Genomic DNA, 26,987 nt, shown 5'->3' with positions numbered 1-26,987 from the left:
CTGCCCCTCTCCCATCCGGGAGAGGGGTTCCCCGCGCCCCGTTCGGCTGGGGGCCGATCCATACCTAGCCGGCCTCGTTGATGACGAAGCCGCGGATCTTGGCCGCGTTCGGGCCGAGCGCGGCATTGATCGTCTCGATATCGCCGGCGCCTGTCGCGCCCTCGCGAATGACCAGCACGATATCGTCGACCGCCTCGGCAAAACGCTGGGTCAGCCTGTCCCCGTCGATCGGGCCGCCATCGACCACGATCGGGCCGAAGCGGCGGGCCGCCGCAAAGAAATCACGGCCGATCTGCTGGGCGGTGACGAGGTCGCTGCGGCCCCGGCGCGGCAGGAAGAACAGTCCGGTGCCTTCGTCCTGCAGCGCGACGCGCACCAGCCCGGCCGAACCGGAGACGATGTCGTGCAGCCCCGCCTGGGCTTCCGGCGCATAGACCTGGGTCAGGTTGTTCTCGCCTTGCCCGGCATCGACCAGCATGGCCGGCAGGCCCTCCAGCGCCGCATCGAGCGCCAGATTCAGCGCCAGCGTCGACGTTCCGGCGTTGGGACGCAGGCCGAGCACAAGGATGCGCCGCTGCGCGCCATCCTTGGCGAGCGCACTGCGCACGCTGCGGACTGCCTTCGCAAAGGCCGCGTTCGGCTTGTCCATCACGTCGACGAGATGGGCCTTGTGCTGGAAGACCGAGCGAGGCTCACCATCATTGCGCCGCCAGCGCCGATGACGCACGGCCGGCAAGGTCGCGAGCAGGGGCGCAGCCGCCGCCTGCACGACGTCGGGCATGCGCGCCGCCTGGCCACCCTGGATCGTGGCGAAGCGCCGCCAGCCCGCCTTTTTGGGAATGGAATCGGGTGCGGCCGCCGCCTGCGGGGGCACGAACGGCGCCGGGACGGAGGCCGTCTGGGAGGCGGGTGCGGGAGCCTCGGCGGGACTCTCATCCGGCTCGGATTTATCGCCGCGCCGGCGGCGGAGGCCCCAGGCGAAGGCGTTTGCCGGCGGCGCCGGCCGCGCGCCGAGCAGGGCGAGCCCGATCACTGCGAGAGCGCCGAGCCCACCACCGGCGATGCCGCCGAGCATGACGACAGTGCGCCTTGTGATGCCGCTCTTCTCGAGCGGCGGGATCGCGTTGCTGATGATGCGGGCATTGGTGGTGTCGATGCCCGAGAGCTCGCCGGTCTCGCGAGCGCGGCGCAGGAAGGCGTCATAGACGACGCGCGAGGATTCGACCTCGCGCTCCAGCTCGCGCAGCTCGACCGAGGCGCGGCTCGCCGCATATTGCTGGCTTTTCAGCTCCTCGACCCGGCGGCTGATCTGCTTCTCGGCCTCGACCGCGCGGTCATATTCGATCTTGGCGGCGCGGTTGATGCGCGCGAGTTCCTCGTTGATCTGGCGCCGCGCATCGCGCACCTGCGCCTGCGCCGAGGCGAGCGCCGGATGGCGGGCGCCGAGCGAAGCCAGGAGATCGGCTTCCTTGCCGAGCGCGGCGCCGAGCTGGGCCCGCAGCGCGGTCATCGTATTGGAGGCGACGGCCTCGGGCACGGCTCCGGCCTCGATGCTGGAGGAATTGATCGCGCGCGTCTGGTCGTATTTCGCCTTGGCCTCGGTGACGCGGGTTCGCACCGCGACGAGCTGGGCATTGTTGAGCGCGAGCTGCTCCTCGCCGATCGTCTTGCCGCCGGCGCCGACGATATTATTGGCTTCCTTGTATTTCTCGGCCTTGTCCTCGGCCAGGCGCAGCCGGTTGCGAAGCTCTTCGAGGCGTGCCGTCAGCGCCTCGGTGGCGCGCTTGGCCGCCTCGGCGCGTACCGCAGCCTGGTCCTCGAGATAGGCGGTGGCCAGTGCATTGGCGATGCGCGCCGCCTTGGTCGCGTCGCGCGAGGTCACGGAGATGTCGATGACGAAGGTACGCTCGCCGCGCCGCACCGAAACCAGCTTGTCGAGGGCGGAGAGCGCATAGAGCGTGCCGTCGCGCGGCGGGGCGCCGCTGCTCGGCAGCAGGTCGGCGATGAGCGCGGCGAGCCCGGTCTTGGTCGCCTCGCCGCCGAATTCCGGGTCCTTGTCGAGCCCTTCCTGCTGGATCACCCGCGACTTGATGCTGTCGGAGGCGATGATGCGCGCCTGGCTTTCGAGATAGGCGGTGATCGAGGTCGGGTCGCTGCCGACGGCGTTGGGCGAGACCTCGTTCTGAAGCACGCGCAGATCGCGCGGGTCGATGAAGAGCTGCGCCGTCGAGACATATTTCGGCGGGATCATCAGGCTCGCGAGCGCCGCCAGCACCGCGCCGAGCAGCACCGCTGCGACGATCCAGAGCTTGCGCCGCCAGAGCGTATCGAAGAGCCAGGCGGGGTCGGTGAGCAGCGCGAGCTTGGACGGCTCCGGCACGGCCTGCGCGTCGCGCCTGCCCGCGGGCTCTTTCGTCTCGCTGAGTTCGCCCGGGGCGTTCTCGATGGTGAACATCACGCTACGCTTCACTCTCGGCGCCCCGGCTTGACCCGAGCCTGACGGCCAGTTCCCCACAATGCACAGGGGGAGTTACCAAACACCTCAGGCCGTGCCACGCCGGTACCGATCCAGCACCGTCATCATCGGCTTGGGTTTATACTCCGTATCGAGAGGCAAGGGACGTGCCTTGGCGCCATCCTGGCGCGGAAAGGTCTCCTCGATCCAGGAATAGCGATCGCTCAGGCCCCAGGTCACGATCGCCTTGGGCTGGCGCGCCGAGACCACGGCATTCAGGAAGGTCGCGACCAGGCTCGCCGCGGCGCGGTCGCGCGTCGCAGGATCGGCCGGCAGTTTCCAGTCGATCACATCGAGCTCGGTGATCTCGACATCGACGCCGAGCTTGCCGAGCGCCAGCATGAATTGCTGCAGGCCATGGCTGTCGATGGCGCGCTCGCCATAGAGATGCGCCTGCATGCCGAGCCCGTGCACCGGGATGCCCTTGTCCTTGAGCCGGCGGATGATGCGCAGCGCGACCTCCCGCCTCACCGCGATGCGTGGATCGGGATCCTCGAAATCATAGTCGTTGATGACCAGCCGCGCCTTGGGATCGACGCGGGCGGCGGTCTTGAAGGCGATCTCGATATGCTCCGGCCCGAGCAGGCGCTGCCAGATCGTATCGCGATAGGGATTGTCCAGCGTCGGCTCGTGGGCGATCACCTCGTTGACCACGTCCCAGGTGGCGATCTTGCCCTTGTAGCGGTCGACCACGGTCTCGATATGGCGGATCAGCTCGCGCTCGGCCTCGGCCTTCGTGCTCATCTCCTTGGCCCAGGGCGGCAACGCCATGCCCCAGAGCAGGGCGTGGCCGCGCAGCGCCTGGCCGTTCTGGCGGGCAAAGCCGACCAACTCGTCGGCGCCGGAGAAATCGAAGCCGTTGCGATCATGCCGCAGCGCCTCCCATTTCAGGTCGTTCATCGGCACGATGACGCTGCAATAGCGCCTCAAGGCCTCGCGATAGCGCGGATCGGAGCGAAAAGTCTCGATCTGCGCGGCCGAGCCGAAGGGAATGGGCGCGCGTCCGGCACGGGCAGCACCGGTGGCAAGACCGGCTGCGAGGCCGGCAGCCGCAGCGAGGGCGTCCCGTCGAGTGATGCGGCTCATGTCCCGATCCGGTTCAAGCCGCAGCGCGACACGGCACGGCTTCGTTTCGTTTAGGGTCGCTCAATGCCTTTGGGCTAAGCGAGGGGCTAATACCTGCACGGCACAGGCATGGGCCGGGCCAGTCTTCGCAACGGACCCTATGTCGCCCGACCGCGCCACCATCTCGGCCTACCTCACGATCCTGAGCGGCTCGGCCGGCCGGCTCCTCATTTCGCTCGTCTACTTCCTCATCGTTGCGAATACCCTGTCCCTGGGCGAATTCGGCCTGTTCGCCACTGCGTCCTCTGCCGGGCTCATCCTGTCGCGGCTGCTCGCCTTCGGCTTCGTCTCGCCGGTCTATCGCGTCGCCACAGTCAAGCCGCGCCTGCTCGGGGCTTATCTCGCCGGCTTCTTCGGCCTGGCGGTGGCATCCGTACCGTTGATCGTGCTGGTGGCGGCGGCGGTCTACTGGCTGCTCTTCGCGGACCGGCTGGCGCTGCTGCCGTTCACGTTGATCATCGTCTCCGAGGTCTTCGGCTGGCGGCTGGTCGAGCTGGTCGCCATCATCAATAACGGGCTCCGCCGCTTCCGGCAGGCCGCCATCCTGGTCATCATCGGCTCGTCGCTGCGCACGCTCGCGGCGATCGCCTTCTACATGCTTGGCCATACCACGCTCGAGACCTGGTCCTACGCCTATCTCGCCACGACCATGGTCTCGGCGCTGCTCGCGCTGACGCTGTTCCTGCCACGGCTGCGGCTGCGCTTCGTCCGCGCCCTCTATCCGCGCCGCATGGCCGATGCCGTCTTCGCCAGCGCGGCGGAGGTGATCTTCTATGTCCAGGCCGAGCTCGACAAGCTCCTGATGCTGGCGCTCGCGGGAGAACGCATCGCCGGGCTCTATGCGATCGCCATGCGCGTCATCGATCTCACTGCCATGCCGGTGCGCAGCTTCAACCAGATGCTGGTGCAGAAGATCATGCAGGAGCGCGGGCTGGGTGGCGGCGTCGGCCGGCGGATTCTGGTGGAGGCGGCGATCGCCGCGATCTCGATCGGCGGGCTCGTTGCGGTCATCCTGCTGCTGATGCCCTTCCCCGGCGCGCTCGGCCGCAACGTCTCGGAAGCCGCCTATCTCTTCCTGCCGATGCTGCTCGTGCCGGCCTTCCGCAATCTCGTCGAATACCATGCCGAGCTGCTCTATGCCCGCGAGCGCACCGGCTCGCGCATTGCGCTGCTCTGCGCCATCACCGCGCTCAAGGCGGCCCTGCTGTCCTGGGTGATGACGCGTTTCGGCGCCAGCGATGCCTGGGCACCCTGGCTCAATCTCGTCTTCGGCACGGTCTATGTGCTCTCGGCCACCGTGACCTACAGGCTGCTCGGCAGGCGCTGAAAGACCCCTTGAGGGTCGCAGGTCACTGCGCCTCGAACAGCGCTCGCAACAGCTCGACCGGCTGGCCGATGAAGGATTGCACGCCGACCGCGACCTGGCCCGTGCCGAGCACCTCCTCGAAGGAGCGCAGGCTCGCGATCCCCTCGGCGTCGCCGCCCCAATAGACCTTGCAGAGCTCGAGGGCATCCGGCCAATGGCCGGCTCTGTGGAGCCCGACCACGCGCTCGGCATAATAGCCGTAGATCATATATTCCGAGAATTGGCGCTGGCCCGCGATGGCGGAGACCCAGTCGCGGCCCGTCCGCTGCTCGATCAGCGCCATCATCGAAACGACGTTCTCTCGTCGCCAGCTCACCAGGTTGTTGATGTAGTCGGCGCTCGGAAAGCCCGGCATGGGCAGGCCGAGTACGCGCGCCGCTCCCTCGCACCAGGCGACATGCTCCGCCATGCCCGGCTTGATATTGTCCGGCTTGCGGTAGAGCCGGACCTTGCCGTCGACATCCAGGCAGCCGAGATCGAAGGGCCGCAGGAAGATCATGTCGGAATCGGCAAAGAGCACGACGTCTTCACTGCTCTTCAAGGGCAGTGCCAGCTTGCGCAATTGTTGCGCGTGCCAGCCGCGCAGCGGCGGGATACCGCGGCCGAGCGCACCCAGGCCGGTCCAGACGCGCCGCCGGCCGAAGGTCAGTGGATCCGGCCAGGATTTGAGCCAGGCGGGCAGCAGTTCCGCCTCGCCGATCACCCGCCGCTTCGGTCCCGCCAGCGGCTTGAATAGCGCGAGATCCCTGTCCTCGACCAGGAGGTAATGCACGGCATGGCCCGTGACAAAGCGGTCGATGCTGGCGCAGAGCAGCCGGCAGCGTTCGTAATCGCCGGCATAGCTCGGCGTCGCGATGGCATAACTGAAGCTCATCGCGCCGGTCTGCGCCCGAAAAACTTGAGGCGCAACATTCGCAGCAGGAAGGCCGGATTGCCCAGCACATAGCGGCGCCAGAGTCGGGCCGGCTCGAGCCAGAGGCGGTAGAGCCATTCCAGCCGCATCTGCCGGATCGCTCCAGGGGCGCGCGTCACCTCGCCCGCCAGGAAATCGAACAGCGCGCCGACGCCGGCCGCGATGCTGGCGTGCCGCACGTCGAGCTTCTCCGCGATCCAGCGCTCCTGCAGCGGGTTGCCGAAGGCGACGAGCAGCAGATCCGGCCGCGCCTTGCGCAGTCGCTCCAGCAGCCCGGCCTCTTCCGCGGGCGAAAAATAGCCGTGGCTCAGCACCTCGAACCGGTGCCGCTCGAAACCCTGCGCCAGACGTGCCGCAGCGCGCTCGGCGATGCCGGGCCTGCCGCCGAGCAGCATCACCTTGAGCGGCCGCTCATGGGCCGCAAGCAGCGCCGGGGTGAAGTCGGTGCCGTTGAGATTGGCAGGGAAGGACGCGCCATGGAGCAGGCGCGAGGCGATATCGACGCCGATTCCGTCGGAAAGCACGAGGAAACGCGCCAGCACCCGCTGCAGCTCCGCATCACCCGCGGCGAGATTGACAAGATGCGCGTTGCAGAAGGCCAGCTTGACATGGTCGCGCCGATCGATCGCATCGCCGAGCAGGGCGAGCGCCTCCTCGCGCGTCAGCGCCGCGATGCCGACGCCGCCGATATCGCGCTTGGCGCTCTCGGGCCGAGGCGTCACCGCCGGGGCCGCCGCCAGGTCGAAGGAGATGTTGGCCGTCACGGTCACGTCTATTCCGGCATCCTGTCGCAACGTCATGGTCGATCCGCCGCGCCGGTCAAGTTGAACCACTCGACAGGGTGAACGTCGCCTTCGCACCGCTGCGTTGCATCGATCGGGCCACGCCTCTTCGTCCCGGAATGGCACATCGCCGCTGCGTCAGAGCGGCCCACGCTGGCCGAGGCGCCCGACGAAATCATTGAAACCACGGAGCAATCACGCGGGGTCGGCACGTTTTGGCGCAAGCCGCAGCGGCACGGCGCTTGCCGCTACGTCCGTCGAGGGCGTCCCGGCAGCGAAACCTGTTCCGTTCCGGGCCGCCCGTTGCGCCGCGTCGGGCAAGCGCGGCTCGGGAGAGCCTGGGATGATGAGCGTCAACGACCTGAATTACGCGGCGGCGACCGCGGCCGACGAAAAGGCCAATGCCTGGCGGCACTGGATCGGCGTCGTCACCGCGCTGGTGGACGCGGTCGTCGTCATCGCCATCGTCTGCATCGCCTCGGTCGCCTACCACATCCAGGCCTATGGCCATATCGGCGACCCGCAGATCTCGCTCGAGCTCGCGATGATGGTCACTGCGATCTTCGTGTTCACCAATGTGATGCGCGGGCGCTACCAGCTCAGCAACTATCTCTCGACCAAGGGCCAGATCGCCTCGGCCTTCACGGTCTGGAACATCACGATGGTGGCTTTCATCGCCATCGTCTTCCTGGCCAAGATCGTCGATCATTATTCCCGCGCGGTCGTGCTGGTGACCTATCTCACCGGCATCCCGCTGATCACGTTGGCGCGCTCGGGCATCGTCCGCACCATCTCGATCGCCAGCAAGACCGGCCGCATCACCTCCGAGCGCGTCTTCCTGATCGGCCGCGAGGCTGACGTGATGTCCTTCGTCTCGCGCCACCAGCCCTGGAATATCGGCTTCGCCATCGTCGATGTCGCCTTCCTGCGCAGCGGCGACGCGCGCCGCATCAACGATCCCGCCGCCGCGCTCGCCGCCGATCTCGCCACGGCGGCCGCGCGCTGCCGCCAGATGCGGCCGGACGCCGTCTTCATCGCCATGCCCTGGTCGGAGCAGGAGACGATCGATGCCTGCATCGACGCCTTCATGAACCTGCCGGTCGCGATCCATCTCGCGCCGGAGCGGATCATGGACCGGTTCGACAATCCCCATATCGTCCGCATCGGCTCGCTCGCCAGCCTGCGCCTGACGCGGCCGGCGCTCTCGGCCATCGAGATCGCAGCCAAGCGCATCTTCGACACCGGTCTGTCGATCGCGGCCCTCGTGCTGCTGTCGCCGCTGCTCGCCATCATCGCGGCGCTGATCAAGCTCGATTCGCCCGGGCCGGCGCTCTTCGTGCAGCGCCGCTACGGCTTCAACCAGCAGCCTTTCCGCATCTTCAAGTTCCGCACGATGACGGTGAGGGATGATGGCGACGTCATCCGCCAGGCGACACGCAACGATCCGCGCATCACCCGCGTCGGCAATGTCCTGCGCCGCTATAATCTCGACGAGCTGCCGCAATTGCTGAATGTGCTCGCCGGCCAGATGTCCCTGGTCGGGCCGCGGCCGCATGCGCTCGCCCATGACCACGAGTTCCAGCGCAAGATCGCGCTCTATGCCCGCCGCCACAACGTCAAGCCCGGCATCACCGGCTGGGCCCAGGTCAACGGCCTGCGCGGCGAGACCGATACGGACGACAAGATGGCCAAGCGCGTCGCCTACGACCACTGGTACATCGACAACTGGTCGTTCTGGCTCGATCTCGCCATCCTGCTCAGGACGGTGTTCAGCCGCCGCGCCTATCGCAACGCGCTCTGAGCGATCCGGCCGGGCGCAGACCCATACGGCTTTGGAAGCGCTGGCCTAGGCGGGATCAGCCGGCTACGGTGCCGCCCGGTTTCGTCCAGGGGGCATCAGAGCAATGAACCAGATCGATCTCAACGGCCGCGTCGCCATAGTCACGGGCGGCGCCCAGGGCATCGGCCGCGCTATCGCCGAACGCTTTGCCGAAAGCGGCGCCAAGGTCGAGATCTGGGACATGGACGGCGCGCTCGCCGCAAAATCCGCGGCCGAAATCGGCAAGGGCGCGACCGGCGTCGCCGTCGACGTCACCGATGCCGCGGCGGTGAGCAAGGCGGCCGATGCGCTCGAGGCACGGCTCGGCAGCGTCGACATCCTCGTCACCAGCGCCGGCGTCGCCGGCCCGAACCACAAGACCTGGGAGTATCCGCTCGACGCCTGGAACAAGGTGATGCGGATCAATGTCGACGGCACCTTGCATTGCTGCCAGGCGGTCATTCCCGGCATGATCAAGCGCAATTACGGCCGTCTCGTCCTCGTCGCCTCGATTGCCGGCAAGGAGGGCAATCCGACAGCTTCGGCCTATTCGGCCTCGAAGGCGGCTGTGATCGCGCTGACCAAGTCGCTCGGCAAGGAAACCGCCGGCAACGACATCGCGGTCAACTGCATCACCCCGGCGGCTGCTCGGACCCGTATCTTCGACCAGATCAGCCAGGAGCATATCGACTACATGCTCTCGAAGATCCCGCGCGGCCGTTTCCTGCAGACCGAGGAAGTCGCTGCCATGGTCGCCTTCCTCGCCTCGTCCGAGAACAGCTTCACCACCGGCGGCGTCTTCGACCTTTCCGGCGGCCGCGCGACCTACTGAGTTCGATCGATGACCGCTTCGCTCCCCTCCGCCGCCGTGCTCGGCGCCCGTGCCTTCGCCGCACTCGAAGGCCTGAACCGCTTCACCGACGAGCCGGGCAAGCTGACCAGGCTCTATCTCTCGCCGGCGCATAGGCAGGCGGCCGAGTGGACGAAGGGGGCGATGGAGGTCGCGGGTCTGACCGCCTCCATCGACGCGGCCGGCTCGGTCCAGGGACGGCGGGAAGGCACGACGGCCGGCCTGCCGGCGGTGCTGATCGGCTCGCATATCGACACGGTCAAGGATGGCGGCCGCTATGACGGCAATCTCGGCGTCGTCGCCGGCATCCTGACGGCGCAGGCCCTGCGCGATGCCGGCGTGGTGCTGCCCTTTGCGCTGGAGGTCGTGGCCTTCGGCGACGAGGAGACCGTGCGCTTCCCGACCTCGCTTTCGACCTCCTCGGCGCTCGCCGGCCATTACGAGCAGGGCTGGCTCGAATCCCGAGATGCTGACGGCATCGTGCTGCGCGATGCGCTCGTCGCCTTCGGTGGCGATCCCGCCGGCATTCCGGCGCTCGCTCGCAAGCCCGGCTCGCTGAAAGCCTATCTCGAGGTCCATATCGAGCAGGGACCGGTGCTGGAGGCCGAGAACGAGGCTGTCGGCATCGTCACCACGATCAATGCACAGAGCCGCGCCCGCGTCCGTGTCACGGGCGAAGCCGGCCATGCCGGCACCGTGCCGATGCACCTGCGCAAGGACGCCTTGGCGGCTGGCGCCGAAATGGCGCTGGCACTTGAGGCGATCGCCTCCTCGCATGACCAGGCGGTCGGCACAGTCGGCGTCTTCCGGCCCGATCCCGGCGCGACCAATGTCGTGCCCGGCGCCGTCGATTTCACCATCGATTTCCGCGCGCCGCTGGCCGAGACCGTCGCCAGCATGGACCGCGCCGTCCAGGAGCGCTTCGGCGAGATCGCCTCGCGGCGCGGCGTCGGGCTCAGCATCACCCCCTATTCGCGCGAGGACGCGACGCCGATGGCGGCGAACCTGCAGGACGCCCTCGCGACGGGTATCGCCCGCACGGGCTCAAACCTGAGCGCGCGTCGCCTGCCCTCCGGCGCCGGCCATGACGCGATGGCGATGGCGCGGATCTGCCCCTCCGCCATGCTCTTCGTCCGCTGTGAGAAGGGCATCAGCCACTCGCCGCTGGAGAACATGACCGAGCTCGACGCCGGCATCGCCATCCGCGTGCTGCTCGAGACGGTGCTGGAGCTCGCGCGCCAGGAAGGTTGAATCTCTAGCTTCTTGTTTTCGCATCGGCTCTTTCGAAAACCGCAATCCAGTTTTCGGGCCGATGCGCTCGATCCCGTTTCGCTGGCCGCTGTGGCCGGCTTGCACTGGCGCTCGCGCCGCGTCCTTGGCAGAAGGCGGCCGTTCGGAATGGAGCACCACGCTCCCGCAACAGGAAAGGGCAAGGCCATGTCTCAGACCTTCCGCCCGGTCAGGGCTTCGATCTGACCAATTCCTCGCCTCGCTCTCGCGTGGCGGTTGAAGGCTGACATGCACGCGGCCGCGATCGGCCGGCGGCATGCTGTTCCGGACTTTGATACATCATGGGCAATCCCCTGACGGCGGATGGCGCAGCCGCGCGCATCCGCATCTATGCCTCGTCCAATGCCTGGATCGAGGGTGCTGCCATTGCGCAGCTCGAACACCTGGCCGCGCGGCCGGACGTGCTGGCGGTCGCCGGCCTGCCGGACCTTCATCCCGGCCATCACGGCCCCGTCGGCTGCGCCGCTCTGGTCGCCGGCCGCGTCTTTCCCGACGTGATCGGCACCGATATCGGCTGCGGCATGCAGCTCCATGTCCTCGACCTCCCGGAGCGGCGACTGAAGCTCGACAAGGCCGTGGAACGAATGGCGGCGCTCGAAGGACCCTGGGACGGCGACGCCACCGGCCTCCTGGCCGCTCAGGGCATCGACGGCGGTGAGTTTACCGCCTCCCTCGGGACGGTCGGCGGCGGCAATCACTTCTGCGAACTGCAGGGCGTCGAGGAGATCGTCGATCCCAGCGTCGCCGGAGCTGTCGGCCTGGAGCGCGGCGGGCTCGCCTTGCTCGTCCATTCCGGCTCGCGCGGGCTCGGCGCCGCGACATTGGCGCGCCATTACCATGACGGCACCCATGGCCTGACGCTGGGCGAGGGGGGCGAGGACTATCTCGCCGACCACGACAACGCCCTGCGCTTTGCCCGGCTCAACCGCCAGGTCATCGCCGGCAGGGCGCTTGCGGCACTCCGCAGCGAGGCTGTCGAGCTCCTCGACAGCCCCCACAACCTCGCGGAGCGGCATGGCGACAACGTCCTGCATCGCAAGGGCGCCGCACCCGTTGATCGTGGGCTCGTGCCGGTGCCCGGATCGCGCGGCGCGGTGACCTATCTCGTCCAGCCGCTGCCAGGCAATCCGGACGCGCTGGGCTCGCTTGCCCATGGCGCGGGGCGCAAGCACGACCGCGCCTCGATGCAGAAGCGGCTCGCCAGCAATGCCAGCACCGTTGCGCGTCTTGCCCGCAACGCCTTCGGCGGCCACGTGATCTGCTCGGATCGCAAGCTGCTCTACGAGGAGGCGCCGGAGGCCTACAAGGACGTCGAGCGTGTCGTCGGCGAGATGGAGGCGGCCGGTCTCTGCCGGGTGGTCGCGGTGCTGCGACCGCTGATCACCTTCAAGACGGCGCGCCAGCCGCGCGAGGCTTCGGCCGAGACGCCCCGGTTCGCCCGATCCCGGAAGGAGGCCTGGCGATGAGCGCGATCCTCCTTTGCGTGACCTCCGGGCGCGGCCCCGCCGAGTGCCGCCTGGCCGTCGCCGATGTCGTTCAGGCTATCGCGGCGGAGGCCGCGGCGCGGGAGCTGTCCTGCGCGGTCGAGGCCAACCCCGAAGCCGGCAAGGCTTCTGTTCTGGTCTCGCTCGAGGGCGCGCAGGCGGAGGTCTTCCTGCGCGGTTGGGAGGGTTCGGTGCAGGTCGTCGCTCGGTCGACACTGCGGCCGAACCATCGCCGCAAGAACTGGTTCGTCGCTGTGCGCAGAATGGCGGAGCCTCCGGCCGCGCCGGAGCTCGACCCCGCCGATCTCGTCTTCGAGACTATGCGGGCCGGCGGTCCCGGCGGGCAGCATCAGAACCGCACGGAGAGCGCGGTCCGGGTGACGCATCGTCCGAGCGGCGCCAGCGCGATCGCGAGGGACGAGCGCTCGCAACATCGAAACCGGGAGCTGGCGCTGCGGCGCCTGAGGGCGGTGCTTGCCGGTGTCCACGCCCGCGAGGCCAATCAAAGGGCCTTCCGGGACTGGCTCGCACGCATCGACGTGGAGCGGGGAAACCCCGTGCGCGTCTTGTAGGCGTGAGGCGGTGGGGACCTATTCCAGCGTCCCCACGGCCGCTTCCACGGCGGCCACGATCGCGCCGTTGCGCACCAGCTCGGTCGCCTGGTTCATCTCGGTCGCGTACCAGCGGTCGCCGTCGAGCGCGGGCGGGATCGTCTCGCGCAGCGCGTCGAGCGCCGCCTGCGTGCCCTTGCCGAGCGGATGATCCTTGGCCGTCTCGGCGATCAGCGAGAGCGCCTGGCAGGCCATCAGGATCTCCATGGCGATGATCATCTCGGTGTTCTCGACCACGGTGCGCGCCTTGCGGCCGCACCAGGTCGAGTTCGAGACATGGTCCTCGGCATTCGACTTGCCCGGGATCGAATCGACCGAGCCCGGCGCCGAAAGTGTGCGGTTCTCCATCACCAGCGCCGACATCGAGCATTGCACGGTGGCAAAGCCGGTATTGAGTCCACGCTTGCCGGCGAGCAGGTTGCGCGGCAGGCCGTAGCTCAGCGTCGGGTCGACCAGCCGGGCGAGGCGCCGCTCGCAGATCGAGCCGAGATCGGTCATCGCCAGCGCCAGAAGGTCCATCGCCTGCGCGACATACTGGCCGTGGAAATGCCCGCCCGAGATCACGGTATAGCCGCCGCCTTCCGCGAAGATCAGCGGATTGTCGGTGGCCGAATTGGTCTCGGTCGCGATGATCCGCGAGACGTAGTCGAGCGCCTCGCGCGCCGGGCCATGGACCTGCGGCGTGCAGCGCAGCGAATAGACGTCCTGCACGCGCGGCGCCGGCGGCTTGCCGGCCGTGCGGCCGATCTCGTCCGGATAGATCGTCTCGCGGGCCGAGGCCGAGCAGCGCTTCGACCCTTCCGTGATCTTCAGGATGTTGCGCGCCACCAGCCCCTGGCCCGGATGCGGGCGGGCGGCATGGACGCGCGGATCGAAGGCCGCGAGCTCGCCGCGCATCGCCTCCAGCGACAGCGCCATCGCGACATCCGCCGCCTTGACCAGGCGCTTGGCGTCCTCGCTCGCCAGCACGCCGAGCGCGAGCGAGACGGTCGAGCCGTTGATCAACGCCGAGGCGTCCTTGGCGCCGAGCGCGAATTCAGGCGTGAGCCCGGCCTTGGCCAGCGCATCGCGCGCCTTCATCCGCTTGCCCTTGTAGATGGCCTCGGCCTCCTCGAAGCCGCAGACGGCGGCCGACATATGGGCGAGCGGCGCAAGATCGCCGGAGGCGCCGACCGAGCCCTTCTGCGGGATCACCGGGTGAACGCCGGCATTGAGGCAGGCAAGCAGCCGCTCGACGAGCTCGACACGCGGGCCGGAATAGTTCGAGGCGAAGGCATTGGCGCGCAGCAGCATGGTGGCGCGCGTCACGTCTTCCGGGAAGGGCTCGCCGATGCCGGTCGCATGCGCATAGACGCTCTTGCGCTGATACTCGGTCATCTCCGACATCAGCACGCGCTGGTCCTTGAACAGCCCGACGCCGGTATTGAACGAATACATGAACGGCGCGTCGTCGGTCATGAAATTCGCGTCGATATGGGCGCGCGTCGCGGCGATGCGCTCGCGGGCGGCGGGAGCGAGGTTCGCCTTCTCGTAGCGGCCGGAGGGGCCGGGCCGCGCGACCTTGAGAACCTGCTTGCCCTTCAGCGTCCGCCCGTCGATCGTGACAGCCATGCTCGTCCCTTCCGCGTGAACTCGTCCTGCCACGTCTAATGCGGCGGGCCGCGAAAGCAATCATCCGGCGATGATGGGCGAGGTCAAGATTTCGAATTGGCAGCGATGGGTGGAATGCCGCATGGTCCGCCGCCCGCTCACGCGCAACGGACCCTCCGCGACCATGTCCCGCCAAATCGACTACTTCTTCACCCTCGCCTCGCCCTGGGCCTATCTCGGCCATGCCGCCCTCCACGAGGTGGCGGAGCGTCATGGCGCGACGATCTCCTACCGGCCGCTGCCGATCAGGGCCGTCTTCGACGAGACCGGCGGCCTGCCTTTGCCGAAGCGCCATCCGGCCCGCCAGCGTTACCGGCTGGTCGAGCTGCAGCGCTGGCGCAAGCGCCGCGGCCTGCCGCTCGACCCCCAGGCGCGGAAAGGGCCCTTCGATCCGGCGCCGGCCGACCGTCTTGTCATCGCGATCATCGCTTCGGGCGCCGAGCCCGACGCCTTCTTGCGCCGCGCCTTTCATGCGCTCTGGGCGGATGGGCTTGACCTTGCCGACGGGGCGGTGCTTGCCCGTCTGGCCGCAAGCGCCGGCCTCGCCGCCGAGCCCCTGCTGGAGGCGGCCGAGTCGCCGGCCAGCCATGAGCGCTACGAGCAGAACCGTATCGACGCTATCGCTGCCGGCGTCTTCGGCGCGCCATCCTATATCCTCGACGGCGAGCTGTTCTGGGGCCAGGACCGCGTCGAATTGCTCGACGAGGCCTTGAGCGAGGGCCGCGCCCCCTATCATCCGTCTGCATGACGCCGTTACGCTTGTTTTGACTTAGTTCAAAGGCAACCCGCGACACCACGCACTATTTCGCGTTAGGCTCCTCTCCCGTAGGACGAGGGCGTTGCAGGAGACCGCCATGGACTACGAGACATTCTTCCGCAAGGAGCTCGACTCCTTGCGCAAGGAAGGCCGCTACCGGGTTTTTGCCGATCTGGAACGTCTGGCTGGCCGCTTCCCGCGCGCGCTCTACCACGGCGAGGGCGCGCCGCGCGAAGTCACGGTCTGGTGCTCGAACGATTATCTCGGCATGGGCCAGCACCCCGACGTGCTGAAGGCGATGCACGAGGCGATCGATGGCAACGGCGCCGGCGCCGGCGGCACCCGCAATATCGGCGGCACCAATCATTATCATGTGCTGCTGGAGCGCGAGCTCGCCGATCTGCACGGCAAGGAAGCCGCGCTGCTCTTCAATTCCGGCTATATGTCGAACTGGGCCTCGCTCTCGACCCTGGCCTCGCGCCTGCCCGGCTGCGTCGTCCTGACCGATGCGCTGAACCATGCCTCGATGATCGAGGGCATCCGCCATTCGCGCGCGGAGAAGCTGATCTTCGCCCATAACGATCCGGACGACCTGCGCCGCAAGCTCGCGACGATCGATCCGGCCCGGCCGAAGCTGGTCGCCTTCGAATCGGTCTATTCGATGGATGGCGACATCGCCCCGGTCGCCGAATTCTGCGACATCGCCGACGCGTTCGGTGCGATGACCTATATCGACGAGGTCCACGCCGTCGGCCTCTACGGACCGCGCGGCGGCGGCATCAGCGAGCGCGAGGGGCTGAGCGATCGCCTCACCCTGATCGAGGGCACGCTGGCCAAATCCTTCGGCGTGATGGGCGGCTATATCGCCGGCTCGGCCGCGCTTTGCGATTTCATCCGCAGCTACGCCTCAGGCTTCATCTTCTCCAGTTCGCTGCCGCCGGCGCTTGCCGCCGGCGCGCTCGCCGCGATCCGCCATCTCAAGGCGAGCTCGGCCGAGCGCGAGCGCCAGCAGGATCGCGTCGGCGTGCTTCGCGCCAGGCTCGATGCCGTCGGCATCCCGCATCTGCCTAATCCCAGCCATATCGTGCCGGTCATGGTCGGCGACGCCGTGCAGTGCAAGGCGATCAGCGACGAACTGCTCGCCCGCTTCGACATCTACGTTCAGCCGATCAACTACCCGACCGTGCCGCGCGGCACCGAGCGCCTGCGTATCACGCCCTCGCCGCTGCACAGCGATGCCGATATCGAGCACCTGGTCGGTGCGCTGACGGCGATCTGGGCCAAGGTCGGGCTTAAGCGGGCGGCCTGAATAATGCGCGGCGCCGCAGCGCAACTGCGCTGCGCCAATAGGCTCAACTACCTAAAATTTTAGCGATTGACGCTTAGAATTTTAGGTAATGGCTTGGCTGTTGCTTCAGTATCTTTCTCAACGAGGCTGAAGCATCTTTCTTCTACGTTTCATGATCTATCCGCGGCCATCGCTATGGCCGTAGCTCTTGGAGATGATCATGGCGGTCGAAAGCACCGGCAGCGCCTCTCGTTCGGCACCGCTCAGGTTGGACGATCAGCAGGCGACTGCCCCGCAGTCGCGTCCGACGACTGATGCGCGCTCGGACGGTGCGGCAGGCGGAAGCGATTCCGCTCCCCTCGATCCGCCGGTTTCGGTCGAGCTCAGTGGCGCGACGCCACCGCGCCTCCAGCCGATCGTCACGCGTGACGAAGTTTCGCTCGGTCCGCTCGGCGATCCCGAGAAGATGGAGGAGTTCGCGATGGCGCTGGCCACCCGGACCCGGGAGATGCTCGCCGGCCAGACGGCCTCGCTGACCAATCAATCGTCCCAGACGATCCTGAGCCTGTTCCCGGCCTGAAGACGCTCGGCCGGGCTCGCTTCGCTGAACCGGGCCGTGCTTAGAGTATTTCCGCGTTTCTCCGAATCGCGAAAATTCTCTAACCTTTTGTTTTAACGCATTTTCTTCACGCGAACCGGTATCCACTTCGCTCGAAAATGCTCTAGACCGCCGCTAGCGCCTGTTTCAGGTCCGCGATCAGATCGTCGGGATGCTCGAGCCCGATCGAGAGCCGGATCAGACCGTCGGTCACTCCCATCGTCGCGCGCACCTCAGGCGAAAAGCGCTGATGCGTCGTTGTCGCGGGATGGACGATCAGGCTCTTGGCATCGCCGAGATTGTTCGAGATCCGGATCAGCTTCAGCGCGTTGAGCAGGCGGAAGGCCGCCTCCTTGCCGCCCGCGACCTCGAAGGCGACCAGTGTCGACGGCCCGCTCATCTGCTTGGCGATGATCTCGGCCTGCGGATGGCCGGGATGGCCCGGGAAGGTCACCTTGGGCAGCTTGTCCTGGCCGAGCAGCCAGTCGGCGACAAGGCGGGCATTGGCCGCCTGCTGGCGGACGCGTAGCGGCAGGGTCTCCAGCGCCTTCAGCATCACCCAGGCATTGAAGGGGGACATGGCCGGGCCGGTCTGGCGCAGGAAGGTCTGGACCTCCGGGGTGATGATGTCCTCGGAGCCGAGGATCAGCCCGCCGAGACAGCGACCCTGGCCATCGATATGCTTGGTGGCGGAATAGACGACGACATCGGCGCCGAGCTCGAGCGGGCGCTGGAACAGCGGCGTGGCGAAGACATTGTCGACCACCAGCTTGGCGCCGACCTCTTTGGCGAGCTTCGCGACGGCGGCGATATCGATCACCTCCAGCGTCGGGTTGGCCGGGCTCTCCAGGAAGAAGACCTTGGTATTGGGTCGGACCGCCTTGCGCCAGGCCTCGATATCCGGCCCCTTCACGAGCGTAGATTCGACGCCGTAGCGCGGCAGGTGCTCCTCGACGACATAGCGGCAGGAGCCGAACAGCGCCTGCGCCGCCACGACATGATCGCCCGCGCGCACCAGGCTCATCAGAGCGGCGGTGACGGCGGCCATGCCGGTCGCGGTGGCGCGGCAGGCCTGCGCGCCCTCGAAGGCGGCCATGCGTGCTTCGAGCATGGAAACGGTCGGATTCGAGAAGCGAGCGTACTGGAAGCCCGGATCCTTGTTGAGGAAGCGCGCCTCGCACTGCTCGGCGCTGTCATAGACATGGCCCTGGGTCAGGAAGAGCGCTTCGGAGGTCTCGCCGAATTGCGAACGCAAGGTGCCGGCATGGACCAGCCGCGTCTCGGGGTGCAGCGCGCCCGCCTTGGAATCCGACATAACACTCTCCGCCGTTCGCTATAACGGACAGAGGGAATATCAGCTTCACATTCGTTCGTAAAGACGAACAAATCTTCCTTTGGAAGGGACGATTTTAGTCCACTGCCGGCGTCACTGGCGTCACCTGCGTCGCCCGGCCGAGTGGCTTCAGGAACCCGGCGAGATCGGCGGTGACATGGTGAACATGGCCGGCCTCGACCGCGACCTGTTCCCAGGCCTCGCGGAAGGGGTCGGGCGTCTGCGGGATGATCAGCACCGTCTTCATGCCGAGCGCGCTCGGCACGACCAGGTTCTTCTCGATATCCTCGAACATTGCGGCCCTGCCCGGATCGACCGAATGCCTCGCCAGGAAATTCTCGTAGGTCGCGCGCTCGGGCTTCGGCGTGAAGCCGGCCTGCACGATGTCGAAGATATCCTCGAAATGGTGGAGGATGCCGAGCTTGCCCGCGACGTTCTCGGCGTGGCCGCGCGAGCCGTTGGTCAGGATCAGCTTGCGGCCCGGCAGCGCCGCGATGGCGTCGCCGAGCGTCGGGTTCGGATCGAGCAGGGTGAGGTCGATCTGGTGGGCGAAATCGAGGAAGTCGCCGGGATCGATGCCATGCTCCTCCATCAGGCCTTTCAGCGTCGTGCCGTAGCGCTGGTAATAATATTTCTGCAGGGCGCGCGAGGACATGCCGTCGAGCCCGAAGAGCTCGCTCAGGAAGAGCGTGATGCGCTCGTCGACCTGCGGCCAGACCTTCGCTTCATGCGAATAAAGCGTGTTGTCGAGGTCGAAGATCCAATGATCGACATGCGCGAAGGCTTCCGGCACCGAAAGGAGCGGGGTAGACGTTGAAAATGTCGCGTTCTGGTTCATGGCTGGGGCATGTCATGTGGCGATGCCATCATGACATGCAAGACTCTTGCGAAGTTATTTCGAAGAAGGGGTCCCGTTGGCACGCCGGAGGTAACTCTCGTCCCGCGTACCGTCATCCCGGCGGACGCTGCACCACCAAAGCGGCTTGTCCGGGATCACGCGAGAATGATGGCGCCCTCGCTTTCAGCGCCGGATGATCGTGCCGGCGCCCGTATCGGTGAACAGCTCGATCAGCGCCGCATGCGGCACCTTGCCGTCGAGGATGACCACCGCCTCGACGCCCTTTTCCAGCGCGTAGATGCAGGTCTCGATCTTCGGAATCATGCCGCCCGAGATCGTGCCGTCGGCGATCAGCCTGCGGCAGCCCTCGACGGTCAACTCGGAGATCAGGTTCTTGTCCTTGTCGAGCACGCCCGGCACGTCGGTCAGCAGCAGCAGGCGCTTGGCGTTGAGCGCGCCTGCGATCGCGCCTGCGAACGTATCGGCGTTGACATTATAGGTCTGGCCGTCGGCCGCGGCGCAGACCGGCGCCAGCACAGGGATGAGCTCGGCCTTCAGCACCGATTCGAGCACGCTCGTGTTGACCGTCTCGGGCTCGCCGACATAGCCGAGGTCGAGCACCTGCTCGATCTTGGAATCAGGGTCGACGATGGTGCGCGTCACCTTGCGGGCCGTCACCATGTTGCCGTCCTTGCCGCACAGCCCGATCGCCTTGCCGCCCTCGCGCGAGATATAGCCGACGATCTCCTTGTTGACCGAGCCGGCCAGAACCATCTCGACGACATCGACCGTCGCCTGGTCGGTGACGCGCAGGCCCTGCTTGAACTCGGACTTGATGCCGAGCTTCTCCAGCATGCGTGCGATCTGCGGGCCGCCGCCGTGGCAGACCACGGGCTTCAGGCCCGATTGCTCGAGCAGTACGATATCCTCGGCGAAATCCTCGGCCGTCGCGGCGTCGCCCATGGCGTTGCCGCCATATTTGATCACGATGATCTCCTGGTCGTAGCGCTGCATATGCGGCAGCGCCTGGACGAGCAGGTCGGCGGATTGCGACGGCGTCAGATGGGCGGCGGGATCGGTCATCGGGCAGGCTCCGCGAGGGCGCGTGAGTTCGGCGCGCCGGCGCCTTCTAGAGCATGATACCCGAATGAGGAAAGCAGTTTTGCGACGGCTCAGTTCCGCGGCGCGAACACGGCCGCGAAGGTCAGCGTCAGCCAGCCGCCGAGCATGAACCAGCCGCCGGTCGGCGCCGCGCGCGGGAACAGCGCCTCGTTGGCAAAGCCGCGCCGCGCGAGATCGGCGGCGAATAGTACTGCGCCGAAGATCAGCGCCGAAATCGCCAGCCGTGCCGCGAGATCGGCGAGATAGCCGCCCTTGCGCGCCGCAGTCGCGCCGATCACGGCGGAGGCGTGGAAGAGCAGCATCTGCCCGGCGGTCTGGACATTGGCCGTGCCGGTGACATGCGCCGCGGCGGCCAGCAGCGCGACTCCCGCCAGCCCCATCAGGGCGGCGAGGGCGAGGTGGATTCGGGTGGCGGTCATGGGCGGTCGCTTCCGGCTCGTCGAGGTCGGCTCAGCCCGGCCATCGCTGCCGAAAGGCGCCGAAGCGCGATCCACGTCAAGCCGGGCCCGGCGCGGCATGGTGAAGCGAGATGCGGTCTGGAGCACGCGTTCTCCAGCAATAGTTTAGGGACGGATTCACCGATCAGGTTGATCCAACCTGACCGGAGCCGGCTCTGACGATGCCGGAAACGCGTCGGTAATCGCTCTCCGGATTAGATGACCGGCGAAGATGCCGGCGACGCGAGACCGATGATGCACCCGATGTTTCAGCTCGACCTGCCGAATGACGGCCATGCCGTCGCGATCGCGCAGGCGGCCAGCCTCGCCGCGGCGGACCGGCTCGGCCTCGCGGCGGAGAAGCGGGCGCGTCTCGAGCTCGCGGTGGAGGAGGTCGTGCTGAACGCGGTCGACCATGCCTATCCGGCCGGCGAGCACGGGGTGATCCGGGTCTCGGCGGCCAGCGAGGGCGCGGTCTTCTCGCTGCGCATCCAGGACTGGGGGCTGCCCTATGACCCGGCCGAGACCGGGCCCTTCTCGATCGAGGACCCGAACCTCGCCGGCCTCGGGCTGCATCTCGCCTGGCATTCCTGCGACGAGGCGATGTTCCGCAATCTCGGGCGCGACGGCAAGCTGTTCGACCTGCGCTTCCGCCTGCCGCCACGTCCCGTCCCTGTCGAGGCGCCGGCCGCGGAGCCGTCCGCCGCGAAGCGCCAGGCGCTGCCGCGGCTCGAGATCAGGCCCTTCGCGCCGTCGGATGCCAATGGCGTCGCGCGCTGCGCCTGGCTGGCCTATGGCTTCACCAAGCCGGACGAGCATCTCTACAATCCCGCCGAGCTCGCCCGCCTCAACGAGGAGAGGCGGCTGGTCAGCTACGTCGCCGCCGGGCCGGAGGGCACGATCTACGGCCATGGCTGCCTCGACCCCTCGGTGAACGCGCTCGTGCCGGAGTTCAGCGATCTCGTGATCGCGCCGGTGGCACGCGCCAATCCGACATTGCTCGTCCAGATGCTCGAATTCGCCGCGCGTGACGCGCGAGAGCGTGGCTATCTCGGCGTCGTCGCCAATGCCGTGACCGCCCATACCATCTCGCAGCGCGGCGCGCTGCGCTTCCGCGGCGTCCCGACCGGCGCGCACCTCGCCAGCGTCAGCCCGGACTGGGAGCTCGCCGGCGCGGCCGAAGGCACGGCGGGCCGCCAGTCGGAGATCACGATCTACATGCCGGGTCGGCCGGGTCCGGCGCGGATTCTATTCAGCCCACAGCGGCATCAGGACATGCTGGAGAGCATCTACACGGCGCTCGGCGAGCCCGTGACGTTCGCGCCGCCGCCGCCCTCCAGGCCGCTGCCCGCCGAGCCGACGCAATTGTCGATCGAGAGCGGGCTGCTGAGTTGGGGGCACATCCTCATCGAGCTGCGTTCCTACGGTCAGGATGTCCTCGGCTCGATTGCCGGCTTCCTCCGCCGCTTCTGCATGAACGGGGTTGCGAGCGTGCTGTTGCAGCTCCCGCTGGCCGATCCCGCCACCGCGATGCTCGCCGGGCGCTTCGAGGAGCTCGGCTTCAGCTTCAGCGGAGTCTTCCCGAATGCCGGCCGCGAGGGCCGGGACATCCTGATCTACCAGTACCTCAACAATGTCGCGCCGGACACGGCGAGCGAGCGCGTCGCGCCGGCCTGCCGCCCGCTCTACGACTATGTCCTGGGCGAACGGCGCCGGGTGGATACGGAGGTCTACGGCGTCACCTCGATCGGCGCGGCGCGAGACGCGGCTTAGGAGACGCTCCAGCGCTCAGCTTTTCTCCGCCAGGACCCGCGCGATCGCCGCCCTCAGCTCGGGAATGCCGAGCCCCTTCTCGCTCGAGGTCAGCAGCACCTCGGGAAAGGCCGCGGGCCGGCGCTTGATCTCGTCATAGGTCGCTTCCGCCATGAATTGCTGGTCGGACTTCTTGATCGCATCGCCCTTGGTCAGCACGACCTGATAGGACACCGCTGCCTTGTCGAGCGTCTCCAGCACCGCGCCGTCGACATCCTTGATGCCGTGGCGGGCATCGATCAGCACATAGACGCGCATCAGGTTGGCGCGGCCGCGCAGATAGTCATGGATCAGCCTGGTCCAGGCCGCGACCTTGTCCTTGCCGACCGCGGCATAGCCGTAGCCGGGCATGTCGACGATGGTCAGGCGCTCGTCATGGCCGACCTGCCGGAAGAAGTTGAGCTGTTGCGTGCGGCCGGGCGTATGCGAGGTCCGCGCCAGCGCGTTGCGCCGGGTCAGCCCGTTGATCAGGCTCGATTTGCCGACATTGGAACGCCCGGCAAAGGCGATCTCCTGGCCGACCATCGGCGGCAGGTCGTCGATCCGCGTCGAGGCCCAGACGAAATCCCACGGCCCCTCGAAGAGCTTGCGGGCGGATTCGATCTCGTCTTCGGTGAATGGCGTCGTCGTGCTTGTGGTCATCGCCCTTGCCTACACGGCGGCGCGCAGCGCGTCGATGTCGGCTGCCGAGATGACGCCGATATTGCGCGCGATCTTCTCCGGCTCCCAGTCCCACCAGCGGATCGCGAGCAGCTCCGTAACGATCTCGGGCGGAAAGCGCGTCTTCACGACTGTCCCCGGATTGCCGACGACGACGGCATAGGGCGGCACGTCGCGGCTTACCTGCGCCCTTGTCCCGATGATCGCGCCGTCGCCGACGCTGATGCCGGGCATGATCACCGCCTCGCGGCCGATCCAGACATCGTTGCCGATCACGGTGTCGCCGCGATGGCCGAGCGCGCCTGGCGTCACCGGCGGCGCCCCTTCGACGCCGAACATGGCGAAGGGAAAGGTCGAGAAACCGCCCATCGGATGGTTGGCGCCGTTCATGATGAACTGTGCCGCCTGGGCGATCGCGACGAATTTTCCGATGATCAGCCGGTCGCCGATGAAGTCGAAATGATAGCGCACGCAGCGCGCGACGAAATGCTCCGGCCCGCGTGAATCGTCGTAATAGCTGTAGTCGCCGACGTCGATCAGCGGATGGTCGATGATCGCCTTGAGGAAGGCGGTGCCTTTCCAGCCGGGGATGGGATGGCGCGTGAGCGGATCGGGAAGCGGCATGTCCCCCTTTCGCATGTAAGCCCCGAAATGAAAAACCCCTCTCCGGTGGGAGAGGGGCTTCGCATCGCTGCGGTGAGCCGCTTACTTCGCCTTGTTGCTGTTCGCCGGCTGCGGTGTGCCTGGCGCTGCGGCTGGCGGCTTCTTGCCGAACATGCCCTTGAGATTGTCGAACAGTTCGATCTTCACGCCCTGGCGCTTCATGATGAAGCCCTGCTGGGTCACCGAAAGCAGGTTGTTCCAGCTCCAGTAGATCACCAGGCCGGCCGGGAACGAGCCGAGCAGGAAGGTGAAGAACACCGGCATCCAGGTGAACATCATCTTCTGCACCGGATCCGGCGGCTCCGGGTTCATCTTCATCTGGATGAACATCGTGATGCCCATGATGATCGGCCAGGCGCCGAGATGCAGGAAGGCCGGCGGCGTGAACGGCAGAAGGCCGAACAGGTTGAACAGATTTGTCGGGTCCGGCGCCGCGAGGTCGTGGATCCAGCCGAAGAACGGCGCATGCCGCATCTCGATGGTGATGAACAGGATCTTGTAGAGCGCGAAGAAGACCGGGATCTGCAGCAGCACCGGCCAGCAGCCGGCGAGCGGGTTGATCTTCTGGGTCTTGTACAGCTCCATCAGCGCCTGCTGCTGCTTCATCTTGTCGTCCGCGTAGCGCTCGCGGATCGCGACCATTTCCGGCTGCAGCGCCTTCATCTTCGCCATCGAGGCGTAGGACTTGTTGGCGAGCGGGAAGAACAGGCCTTTCAGCAGCAACGTGACGATCAGGATCGCGACGCCGAAATTGCCGACATGCTTGTAGATCCAGTCGAGCAGGAAGAAGAGCGGCTTGGTGATGAAATAGAACCAGCCCCAGTCGATCAGGAGCTCGAAGCGCTTGATGCCGAGATTCTTCTCGTAGCCATCGACGGCCGCGACCTCCTTGGCGCCGGCGAAGAGCCGGCCGGCCGAGGCTGCGGTCGCGCCCGGCGCGATCTGCACGGCTTCGCCGAGGAAATCGGCCTGGTAGGTGCGCGACGCGCCGGTCTGGACGGAGGAGTAGCGGCCTTCGTATTTGCGCGCCTGATCGGGGACGACCGCGGCTGCCCAGTACTTGTCGGTGATGCCGACGAAACCGCCGACCACGTCCTTCCAGACCTTGCCGGTGGTGCCGGGCGAGAGCAGCGGCTCCTTGTCGATATGGTCGTAGGTGAATTCCTGCAGGCCCTGTTCGCCGAGATTGCCGATCAGGCCCTCATGCAGCACGTAGTAGCCGAGCGTCGCCGGCTTGCCATGGCGCACGACCTGGCCGAACGGGAACAGCGTCACCGGAGCCGAGCCGCGGTTCTCGACCTCGTCGCGGATCGAGAACATGGCGTTGTCGTCGATCGAGATCGAGCGCTTGAACAGCAGGCCCTGGCCATTGTCCCAGGTCAGGGTGAGCGGCTTGGCCGGGCTCAGCACCTCGCCATCCGCCTTCCAGACCGTGGTCGGGCCCGGGAGGGGGACATTGCTGCCCGGCGCCGCGACCCAGCCGAAATCGGAGTAATAGGCGTTCGGCCCGCCAAGCGGCGAGAGCAGGATGATGTTCGGGCTCTTGGGGTCGACGGTCTCGTGATAGGCCCGGAGCGAGACGTCGTCGATGCGCGCGCCGGTGAGCGCGATCGAGCCGATGATCTTCGGCGTGTCGATCTTGACGCGAGGGCTGCGGGCAAGCGCCTGCTCACGGGTCTCGACTGCGGGCGTCGCCGGCACGGCGGCGGGCGCCGCGGCCGTCGAGGGCTGGCCGGGCGCGGCGCCTGGAGCCGGAACCGAGGTCGCGCCCTGCGGCACGGATTGCGTCTGCGTCTGCTGGTTCTGCTGCGCGATCTGGCGCTGCTTCTCCATTTGCGGCACGCCGTAGAAGAACTGCCAGCCGAGCAGCACGACCACCGACAGCGTGATCGCCAGAAGCAGGTTGCGGTTGTCTTCTTTCATCATGATCGGAAACGGATCTCGCTGGCGCTCGGCTTGATGTTCAGGATCGTTGGGGCGCGCTGCCGGCAGGGGCGCGCTTCGTCTCGGCCGGCCGGCGGCCGGGCTTGGCAAATCCAGGCTTCGCAGGCCTGGCGCGGTCGAGCGCGACCGAAAGATCGGCGACCAGTGACTTGAAATCGGCCGTCAGGCATTCGCGCCGCGCGACGACGACAATATCGCAATTGCGGCCGGATTGCGCGGCCAGTGCCGCCTTGGCCGCTTCGCGCAGCCTGCGCCTGATGCGGTTGCGTTCCACCGCGCCGCCGACCTTGCGCGAGGCGGTCAGCCCCAGGCGCAAGCCATCACGCCCTGTCTCGCCCTCGGCATCGCGCACCTGCGCGGTGAAGGCGGACGAACGAAAACGGCGGCCATGCGCGGCCGCCGCCAGGAACTCTTTGCGTTCGGTCAGACGGGCGAGGCGCATGGCGATTGGCCAGTCTTCCGGATGAGGCGCGCGATGATCACGCGCCGGCTGCTCAGGCCGACAGGCGCTTGCGGCCATGCGCCCGGCGGGCGGCGATGACCTTGCGGCCACCCTTGGTCGCCATGCGGGCGCGGTAGCCGTGGCGGCGCTTGCGAACCAGCTTGCTGGGTTGATAGGTTCTTTTCACGGTCCGTCTCCGGGGCCTTGTTGAGCCCGCCCGCCGCGCGTCCCCTGAGGACGTTCGGCCAGCCGAGCCTGTCATGCAAAAGGTCGTCGCCGCCGGTGAAGGCTGCGCAAGTCGCGGGCTTATGACGGAACGTCCGGTTCAAGTCAATGCCGAAGCGGCATGCTGCGACGAAGCCGCGCGGGCTTGTCGCGCCGCGCTTGCACTCGCCGATCATATACACGATATAGCGCCCGGGAGGTTGGCGAGGGACGTCTCACTCGCCAACCCGGTCAGGTCCGGAAGGAAGCAGCCGTAACGAGACCGAACGGGTCTTCGTCCAGCCTCCCACCTTAGCATCCATTCGGCGCGGCGTGACGGTCCAACCCTCATCCTAAGGGGCAGGCTCGAAGCCCGCGTGCCGAAGGATGCTCCAGAAGGCGCGATCGCCACGAACCAACCGGTCTTCGAAACGACGCTCACGCGCCGGCTCGGGGCGAGGGCTGGGTGGTTGACCCTCGCGCG

Annotated in this window: 24 protein-coding genes and 1 other RNA gene; 11 read left to right on the top strand and 14 right to left on the bottom strand. The window is 67.2% G+C overall.

Annotated elements, in window-relative coordinates:
* Positions 1-64: 64 nt before the first annotated feature.
* Together EV560_RS08675 and EV560_RS08670 are read right to left on the bottom strand one after the other, a co-directional pair.
* Complete coding sequence (locus EV560_RS08675) at positions 65-2,470, bottom strand: Wzz/FepE/Etk N-terminal domain-containing protein (protein WP_131855330.1); 2,406 nt, start codon at positions 2,468-2,470, stop codon at positions 65-67.
* A 72-nt stretch (positions 2,471-2,542) separates the two neighbouring features.
* Positions 2,543-3,601: an endo-1,4-beta-xylanase gene (locus tag EV560_RS08670; protein ID WP_131855329.1), complete on the bottom strand. Its 1,059-nt coding sequence runs from the start codon at positions 3,599-3,601 to the stop codon at positions 2,543-2,545.
* A gap of 139 nt (positions 3,602-3,740) precedes the next feature.
* Between EV560_RS08670 and EV560_RS08665 the strand changes: the two genes are divergently transcribed.
* A complete protein-coding gene (locus EV560_RS08665; protein ID WP_131855328.1) occupies positions 3,741-4,967 on the top strand; it encodes a lipopolysaccharide biosynthesis protein in 1,227 nt (408 codons plus the stop codon).
* A 22-nt stretch (positions 4,968-4,989) separates the two neighbouring features.
* On the opposite strand, the gene EV560_RS08660 is transcribed toward EV560_RS08665, so the two are convergent.
* Complete coding sequence (locus tag EV560_RS08660) at positions 4,990-5,880, bottom strand: DUF6492 family protein (RefSeq protein WP_131855327.1); 891 nt, start codon at positions 5,878-5,880, stop codon at positions 4,990-4,992.
* Entirely contained in the window at positions 5,877-6,719 is an 843-nt protein-coding gene (locus EV560_RS08655) for a WecB/TagA/CpsF family glycosyltransferase (RefSeq protein WP_131855326.1), read from the bottom strand. Before EV560_RS08655 ends, EV560_RS08660 begins: the two co-directional genes overlap by 4 nt.
* A 328-nt stretch (positions 6,720-7,047) precedes the next feature.
* Here EV560_RS08655 and EV560_RS08650 point away from each other — a divergent pair, with 328 nt between their 5' ends.
* From EV560_RS08650 to prfH, 5 genes are all read left to right on the top strand, one after another.
* Positions 7,048-8,502 carry an undecaprenyl-phosphate glucose phosphotransferase gene (locus tag EV560_RS08650; protein WP_165923385.1) on the top strand — a complete coding sequence of 485 codons (1,455 nt, stop codon included), beginning with the start codon at positions 7,048-7,050 and terminating at the stop codon, positions 8,500-8,502.
* 103 nt (positions 8,503-8,605) lie between these two features.
* Positions 8,606-9,352 carry an SDR family NAD(P)-dependent oxidoreductase gene (locus EV560_RS08645; RefSeq protein WP_131855324.1) on the top strand — a complete coding sequence of 249 codons (747 nt, stop codon included), beginning with the start codon at positions 8,606-8,608 and terminating at the stop codon, positions 9,350-9,352.
* A 9-nt stretch (positions 9,353-9,361) separates the two neighbouring features.
* Positions 9,362-10,621 carry an allantoate amidohydrolase gene (locus EV560_RS08640; protein ID WP_131855323.1) on the top strand — a complete coding sequence of 420 codons (1,260 nt, stop codon included), beginning with the start codon at positions 9,362-9,364 and terminating at the stop codon, positions 10,619-10,621.
* A 320-nt stretch (positions 10,622-10,941) separates the two neighbouring features.
* On the top strand, positions 10,942-12,126 hold the full coding sequence (locus EV560_RS08635; RefSeq protein WP_131855322.1) for an RNA ligase RtcB family protein: 1,185 nt from the start codon (positions 10,942-10,944) through the stop codon (positions 12,124-12,126).
* Positions 12,123-12,716 carry a peptide chain release factor H gene (gene prfH / locus EV560_RS08630; protein WP_131855321.1) on the top strand — a complete coding sequence of 198 codons (594 nt, stop codon included), beginning with the start codon at positions 12,123-12,125 and terminating at the stop codon, positions 12,714-12,716. The genes EV560_RS08635 and prfH overlap by 4 nt, the downstream gene beginning before the upstream one ends.
* Positions 12,717-12,734: 18 nt before the next feature.
* On the opposite strand, the gene EV560_RS08625 is transcribed toward prfH, so the two are convergent.
* The gene (locus EV560_RS08625) at positions 12,735-14,366 is read right to left on the bottom strand and encodes an HAL/PAL/TAL family ammonia-lyase (protein ID WP_131855320.1); all 1,632 of its coding nucleotides are present in this window, start codon (positions 14,364-14,366) and stop codon (positions 12,735-12,737) included.
* Between the two features lie 163 nt (positions 14,367-14,529).
* Between EV560_RS08625 and EV560_RS08620 the strand changes: the two genes are divergently transcribed.
* From EV560_RS08620 to EV560_RS08610, 3 genes are all read left to right on the top strand, one after another.
* The gene (locus tag EV560_RS08620; RefSeq protein WP_131855319.1) at positions 14,530-15,153 is read left to right on the top strand and encodes a 2-hydroxychromene-2-carboxylate isomerase; all 624 of its coding nucleotides are present in this window, start codon (positions 14,530-14,532) and stop codon (positions 15,151-15,153) included.
* Between the two features lie 106 nt (positions 15,154-15,259).
* The gene (gene hemA / locus EV560_RS08615; RefSeq protein ID WP_131855318.1) at positions 15,260-16,471 is read left to right on the top strand and encodes a 5-aminolevulinate synthase; all 1,212 of its coding nucleotides are present in this window, start codon (positions 15,260-15,262) and stop codon (positions 16,469-16,471) included.
* A gap of 199 nt (positions 16,472-16,670) precedes the next feature.
* Positions 16,671-17,030, top strand: a complete 360-nt coding sequence (locus EV560_RS08610; protein WP_131855317.1) for a hypothetical protein — start codon at positions 16,671-16,673, stop codon at positions 17,028-17,030.
* 142 nt (positions 17,031-17,172) lie between these two features.
* Here EV560_RS08610 and EV560_RS08605 read toward each other — a convergent pair whose 3' ends face one another.
* The 4 genes from EV560_RS08605 to EV560_RS08590 all read right to left on the bottom strand — a co-directional run bounded on the left by EV560_RS08605 (position 17,173) and on the right by EV560_RS08590 (position 20,760).
* A complete protein-coding gene (locus tag EV560_RS08605) occupies positions 17,173-18,363 on the bottom strand; it encodes an O-succinylhomoserine sulfhydrylase (protein ID WP_131855316.1) in 1,191 nt (396 codons plus the stop codon).
* A gap of 94 nt (positions 18,364-18,457) precedes the next feature.
* Entirely contained in the window at positions 18,458-19,219 is a 762-nt protein-coding gene (locus EV560_RS08600; protein ID WP_131855315.1) for a pyrimidine 5'-nucleotidase, read from the bottom strand.
* A gap of 183 nt (positions 19,220-19,402) precedes the next feature.
* The gene (gene argB / locus EV560_RS08595; protein ID WP_131855314.1) at positions 19,403-20,302 is read right to left on the bottom strand and encodes an acetylglutamate kinase; all 900 of its coding nucleotides are present in this window, start codon (positions 20,300-20,302) and stop codon (positions 19,403-19,405) included.
* 89 nt (positions 20,303-20,391) lie between these two features.
* A complete protein-coding gene (locus EV560_RS08590; RefSeq protein ID WP_131855313.1) occupies positions 20,392-20,760 on the bottom strand; it encodes a DUF423 domain-containing protein in 369 nt (122 codons plus the stop codon).
* Positions 20,761-21,042: 282 nt separating this feature from the next.
* Here EV560_RS08590 and EV560_RS08585 point away from each other — a divergent pair, with 282 nt between their 5' ends.
* Positions 21,043-22,551 carry an ATP-binding protein gene (locus EV560_RS08585; protein WP_165923384.1) on the top strand — a complete coding sequence of 503 codons (1,509 nt, stop codon included), beginning with the start codon at positions 21,043-21,045 and terminating at the stop codon, positions 22,549-22,551.
* Positions 22,552-22,566: 15 nt separating this feature from the next.
* Here the strand turns inward: EV560_RS08585 and yihA are convergent, their stop codons facing one another.
* The 5 genes from yihA to rpmH all read right to left on the bottom strand — a co-directional run bounded on the left by yihA (position 22,567) and on the right by rpmH (position 26,486).
* Positions 22,567-23,232: a ribosome biogenesis GTP-binding protein YihA/YsxC gene (yihA, locus tag EV560_RS08580; RefSeq protein WP_131855311.1), complete on the bottom strand. Its 666-nt coding sequence runs from the start codon at positions 23,230-23,232 to the stop codon at positions 22,567-22,569.
* Between the two features lie 9 nt (positions 23,233-23,241).
* Positions 23,242-23,889: a CatB-related O-acetyltransferase gene (locus EV560_RS08575; RefSeq protein ID WP_465246982.1), complete on the bottom strand. Its 648-nt coding sequence runs from the start codon at positions 23,887-23,889 to the stop codon at positions 23,242-23,244.
* A gap of 66 nt (positions 23,890-23,955) precedes the next feature.
* The gene (yidC, locus tag EV560_RS08570) at positions 23,956-25,836 is read right to left on the bottom strand and encodes a membrane protein insertase YidC (RefSeq protein ID WP_131855508.1); all 1,881 of its coding nucleotides are present in this window, start codon (positions 25,834-25,836) and stop codon (positions 23,956-23,958) included.
* A 40-nt stretch (positions 25,837-25,876) separates the two neighbouring features.
* Positions 25,877-26,299, bottom strand: coding sequence for a ribonuclease P protein component (gene rnpA / locus EV560_RS08565; protein ID WP_131855309.1), 423 nt, complete (start codon positions 26,297-26,299; stop codon positions 25,877-25,879).
* Between the two features lie 52 nt (positions 26,300-26,351).
* A complete protein-coding gene (rpmH, locus tag EV560_RS08560; RefSeq protein ID WP_038364779.1) occupies positions 26,352-26,486 on the bottom strand; it encodes a 50S ribosomal protein L34 in 135 nt (44 codons plus the stop codon).
* Between the two features lie 232 nt (positions 26,487-26,718).
* Between rpmH and ffs the strand changes: the two genes are divergently transcribed.
* Positions 26,719-26,815, top strand: an RNA gene (gene ffs, locus EV560_RS08555) — signal recognition particle sRNA small type.
* Positions 26,816-26,987 lie beyond the last annotated feature (172 nt).

The sequence above is a fragment of the Allobosea sp. BK604 genome (assembly GCF_004341515.1).
GTDB lineage: Bacteria > Pseudomonadota > Alphaproteobacteria > Rhizobiales > Beijerinckiaceae > Allobosea.
The sequence above is the reverse complement of the archived record's forward strand: the minus strand, read 5'-3'. Positions and strand labels throughout refer to the sequence as shown.

Excerpts from the sequence above, each read along its gene's own strand:
- EV560_RS08660 (WP_131855327.1), bottom strand. The coding sequence starts at position 5,880 with ATGAGCTTCAGTTATGCCATCGCGACGCCGAGCTATGCCGGCGATTAC.
- EV560_RS08600 (WP_131855315.1), bottom strand. The coding sequence starts at position 19,219 with ATGAACCAGAACGCGACATTTTCAACGTCTACCCCGCTCCTTTCGGTG.
- argB (WP_131855314.1), bottom strand. The coding sequence starts at position 20,302 with ATGACCGATCCCGCCGCCCATCTGACGCCGTCGCAATCCGCCGACCTG.
- rnpA (WP_131855309.1), bottom strand. The coding sequence starts at position 26,299 with ATGCGCCTCGCCCGTCTGACCGAACGCAAAGAGTTCCTGGCGGCGGCC.
- EV560_RS08665 (WP_131855328.1), top strand. The coding sequence starts at position 3,741 with ATGTCGCCCGACCGCGCCACCATCTCGGCCTACCTCACGATCCTGAGC.
- EV560_RS08610 (WP_131855317.1), top strand. The coding sequence starts at position 16,671 with ATGGCGGTCGAAAGCACCGGCAGCGCCTCTCGTTCGGCACCGCTCAGG.
- EV560_RS08640 (WP_131855323.1), top strand. The coding sequence starts at position 9,362 with ATGACCGCTTCGCTCCCCTCCGCCGCCGTGCTCGGCGCCCGTGCCTTC.
- hemA (WP_131855318.1), top strand. The coding sequence starts at position 15,260 with ATGGACTACGAGACATTCTTCCGCAAGGAGCTCGACTCCTTGCGCAAG.
- yidC (WP_131855508.1), bottom strand. The coding sequence starts at position 25,836 with ATGAAAGAAGACAACCGCAACCTGCTTCTGGCGATCACGCTGTCGGTG.
- EV560_RS08670 (WP_131855329.1), bottom strand. The coding sequence starts at position 3,601 with ATGAGCCGCATCACTCGACGGGACGCCCTCGCTGCGGCTGCCGGCCTC.
- yihA (WP_131855311.1), bottom strand. The coding sequence starts at position 23,232 with ATGACCACAAGCACGACGACGCCATTCACCGAAGACGAGATCGAATCC.
- EV560_RS08575 (WP_465246982.1), bottom strand. The coding sequence starts at position 23,889 with ATGCGAAAGGGGGACATGCCGCTTCCCGATCCGCTCACGCGCCATCCC.
- prfH (WP_131855321.1), top strand. The coding sequence starts at position 12,123 with ATGAGCGCGATCCTCCTTTGCGTGACCTCCGGGCGCGGCCCCGCCGAG.
- EV560_RS08620 (WP_131855319.1), top strand. The coding sequence starts at position 14,530 with ATGTCCCGCCAAATCGACTACTTCTTCACCCTCGCCTCGCCCTGGGCC.
- EV560_RS08635 (WP_131855322.1), top strand. The coding sequence starts at position 10,942 with ATGGGCAATCCCCTGACGGCGGATGGCGCAGCCGCGCGCATCCGCATC.
- EV560_RS08655 (WP_131855326.1), bottom strand. The coding sequence starts at position 6,719 with ATGACGTTGCGACAGGATGCCGGAATAGACGTGACCGTGACGGCCAAC.
- EV560_RS08625 (WP_131855320.1), bottom strand. The coding sequence starts at position 14,366 with ATGGCTGTCACGATCGACGGGCGGACGCTGAAGGGCAAGCAGGTTCTC.
- EV560_RS08650 (WP_165923385.1), top strand. The coding sequence starts at position 7,048 with ATGAGCGTCAACGACCTGAATTACGCGGCGGCGACCGCGGCCGACGAA.
- EV560_RS08605 (WP_131855316.1), bottom strand. The coding sequence starts at position 18,363 with ATGTCGGATTCCAAGGCGGGCGCGCTGCACCCCGAGACGCGGCTGGTC.
- EV560_RS08590 (WP_131855313.1), bottom strand. The coding sequence starts at position 20,760 with ATGACCGCCACCCGAATCCACCTCGCCCTCGCCGCCCTGATGGGGCTG.
- EV560_RS08645 (WP_131855324.1), top strand. The coding sequence starts at position 8,606 with ATGAACCAGATCGATCTCAACGGCCGCGTCGCCATAGTCACGGGCGGC.
- EV560_RS08585 (WP_165923384.1), top strand. The coding sequence starts at position 21,043 with ATGTTTCAGCTCGACCTGCCGAATGACGGCCATGCCGTCGCGATCGCG.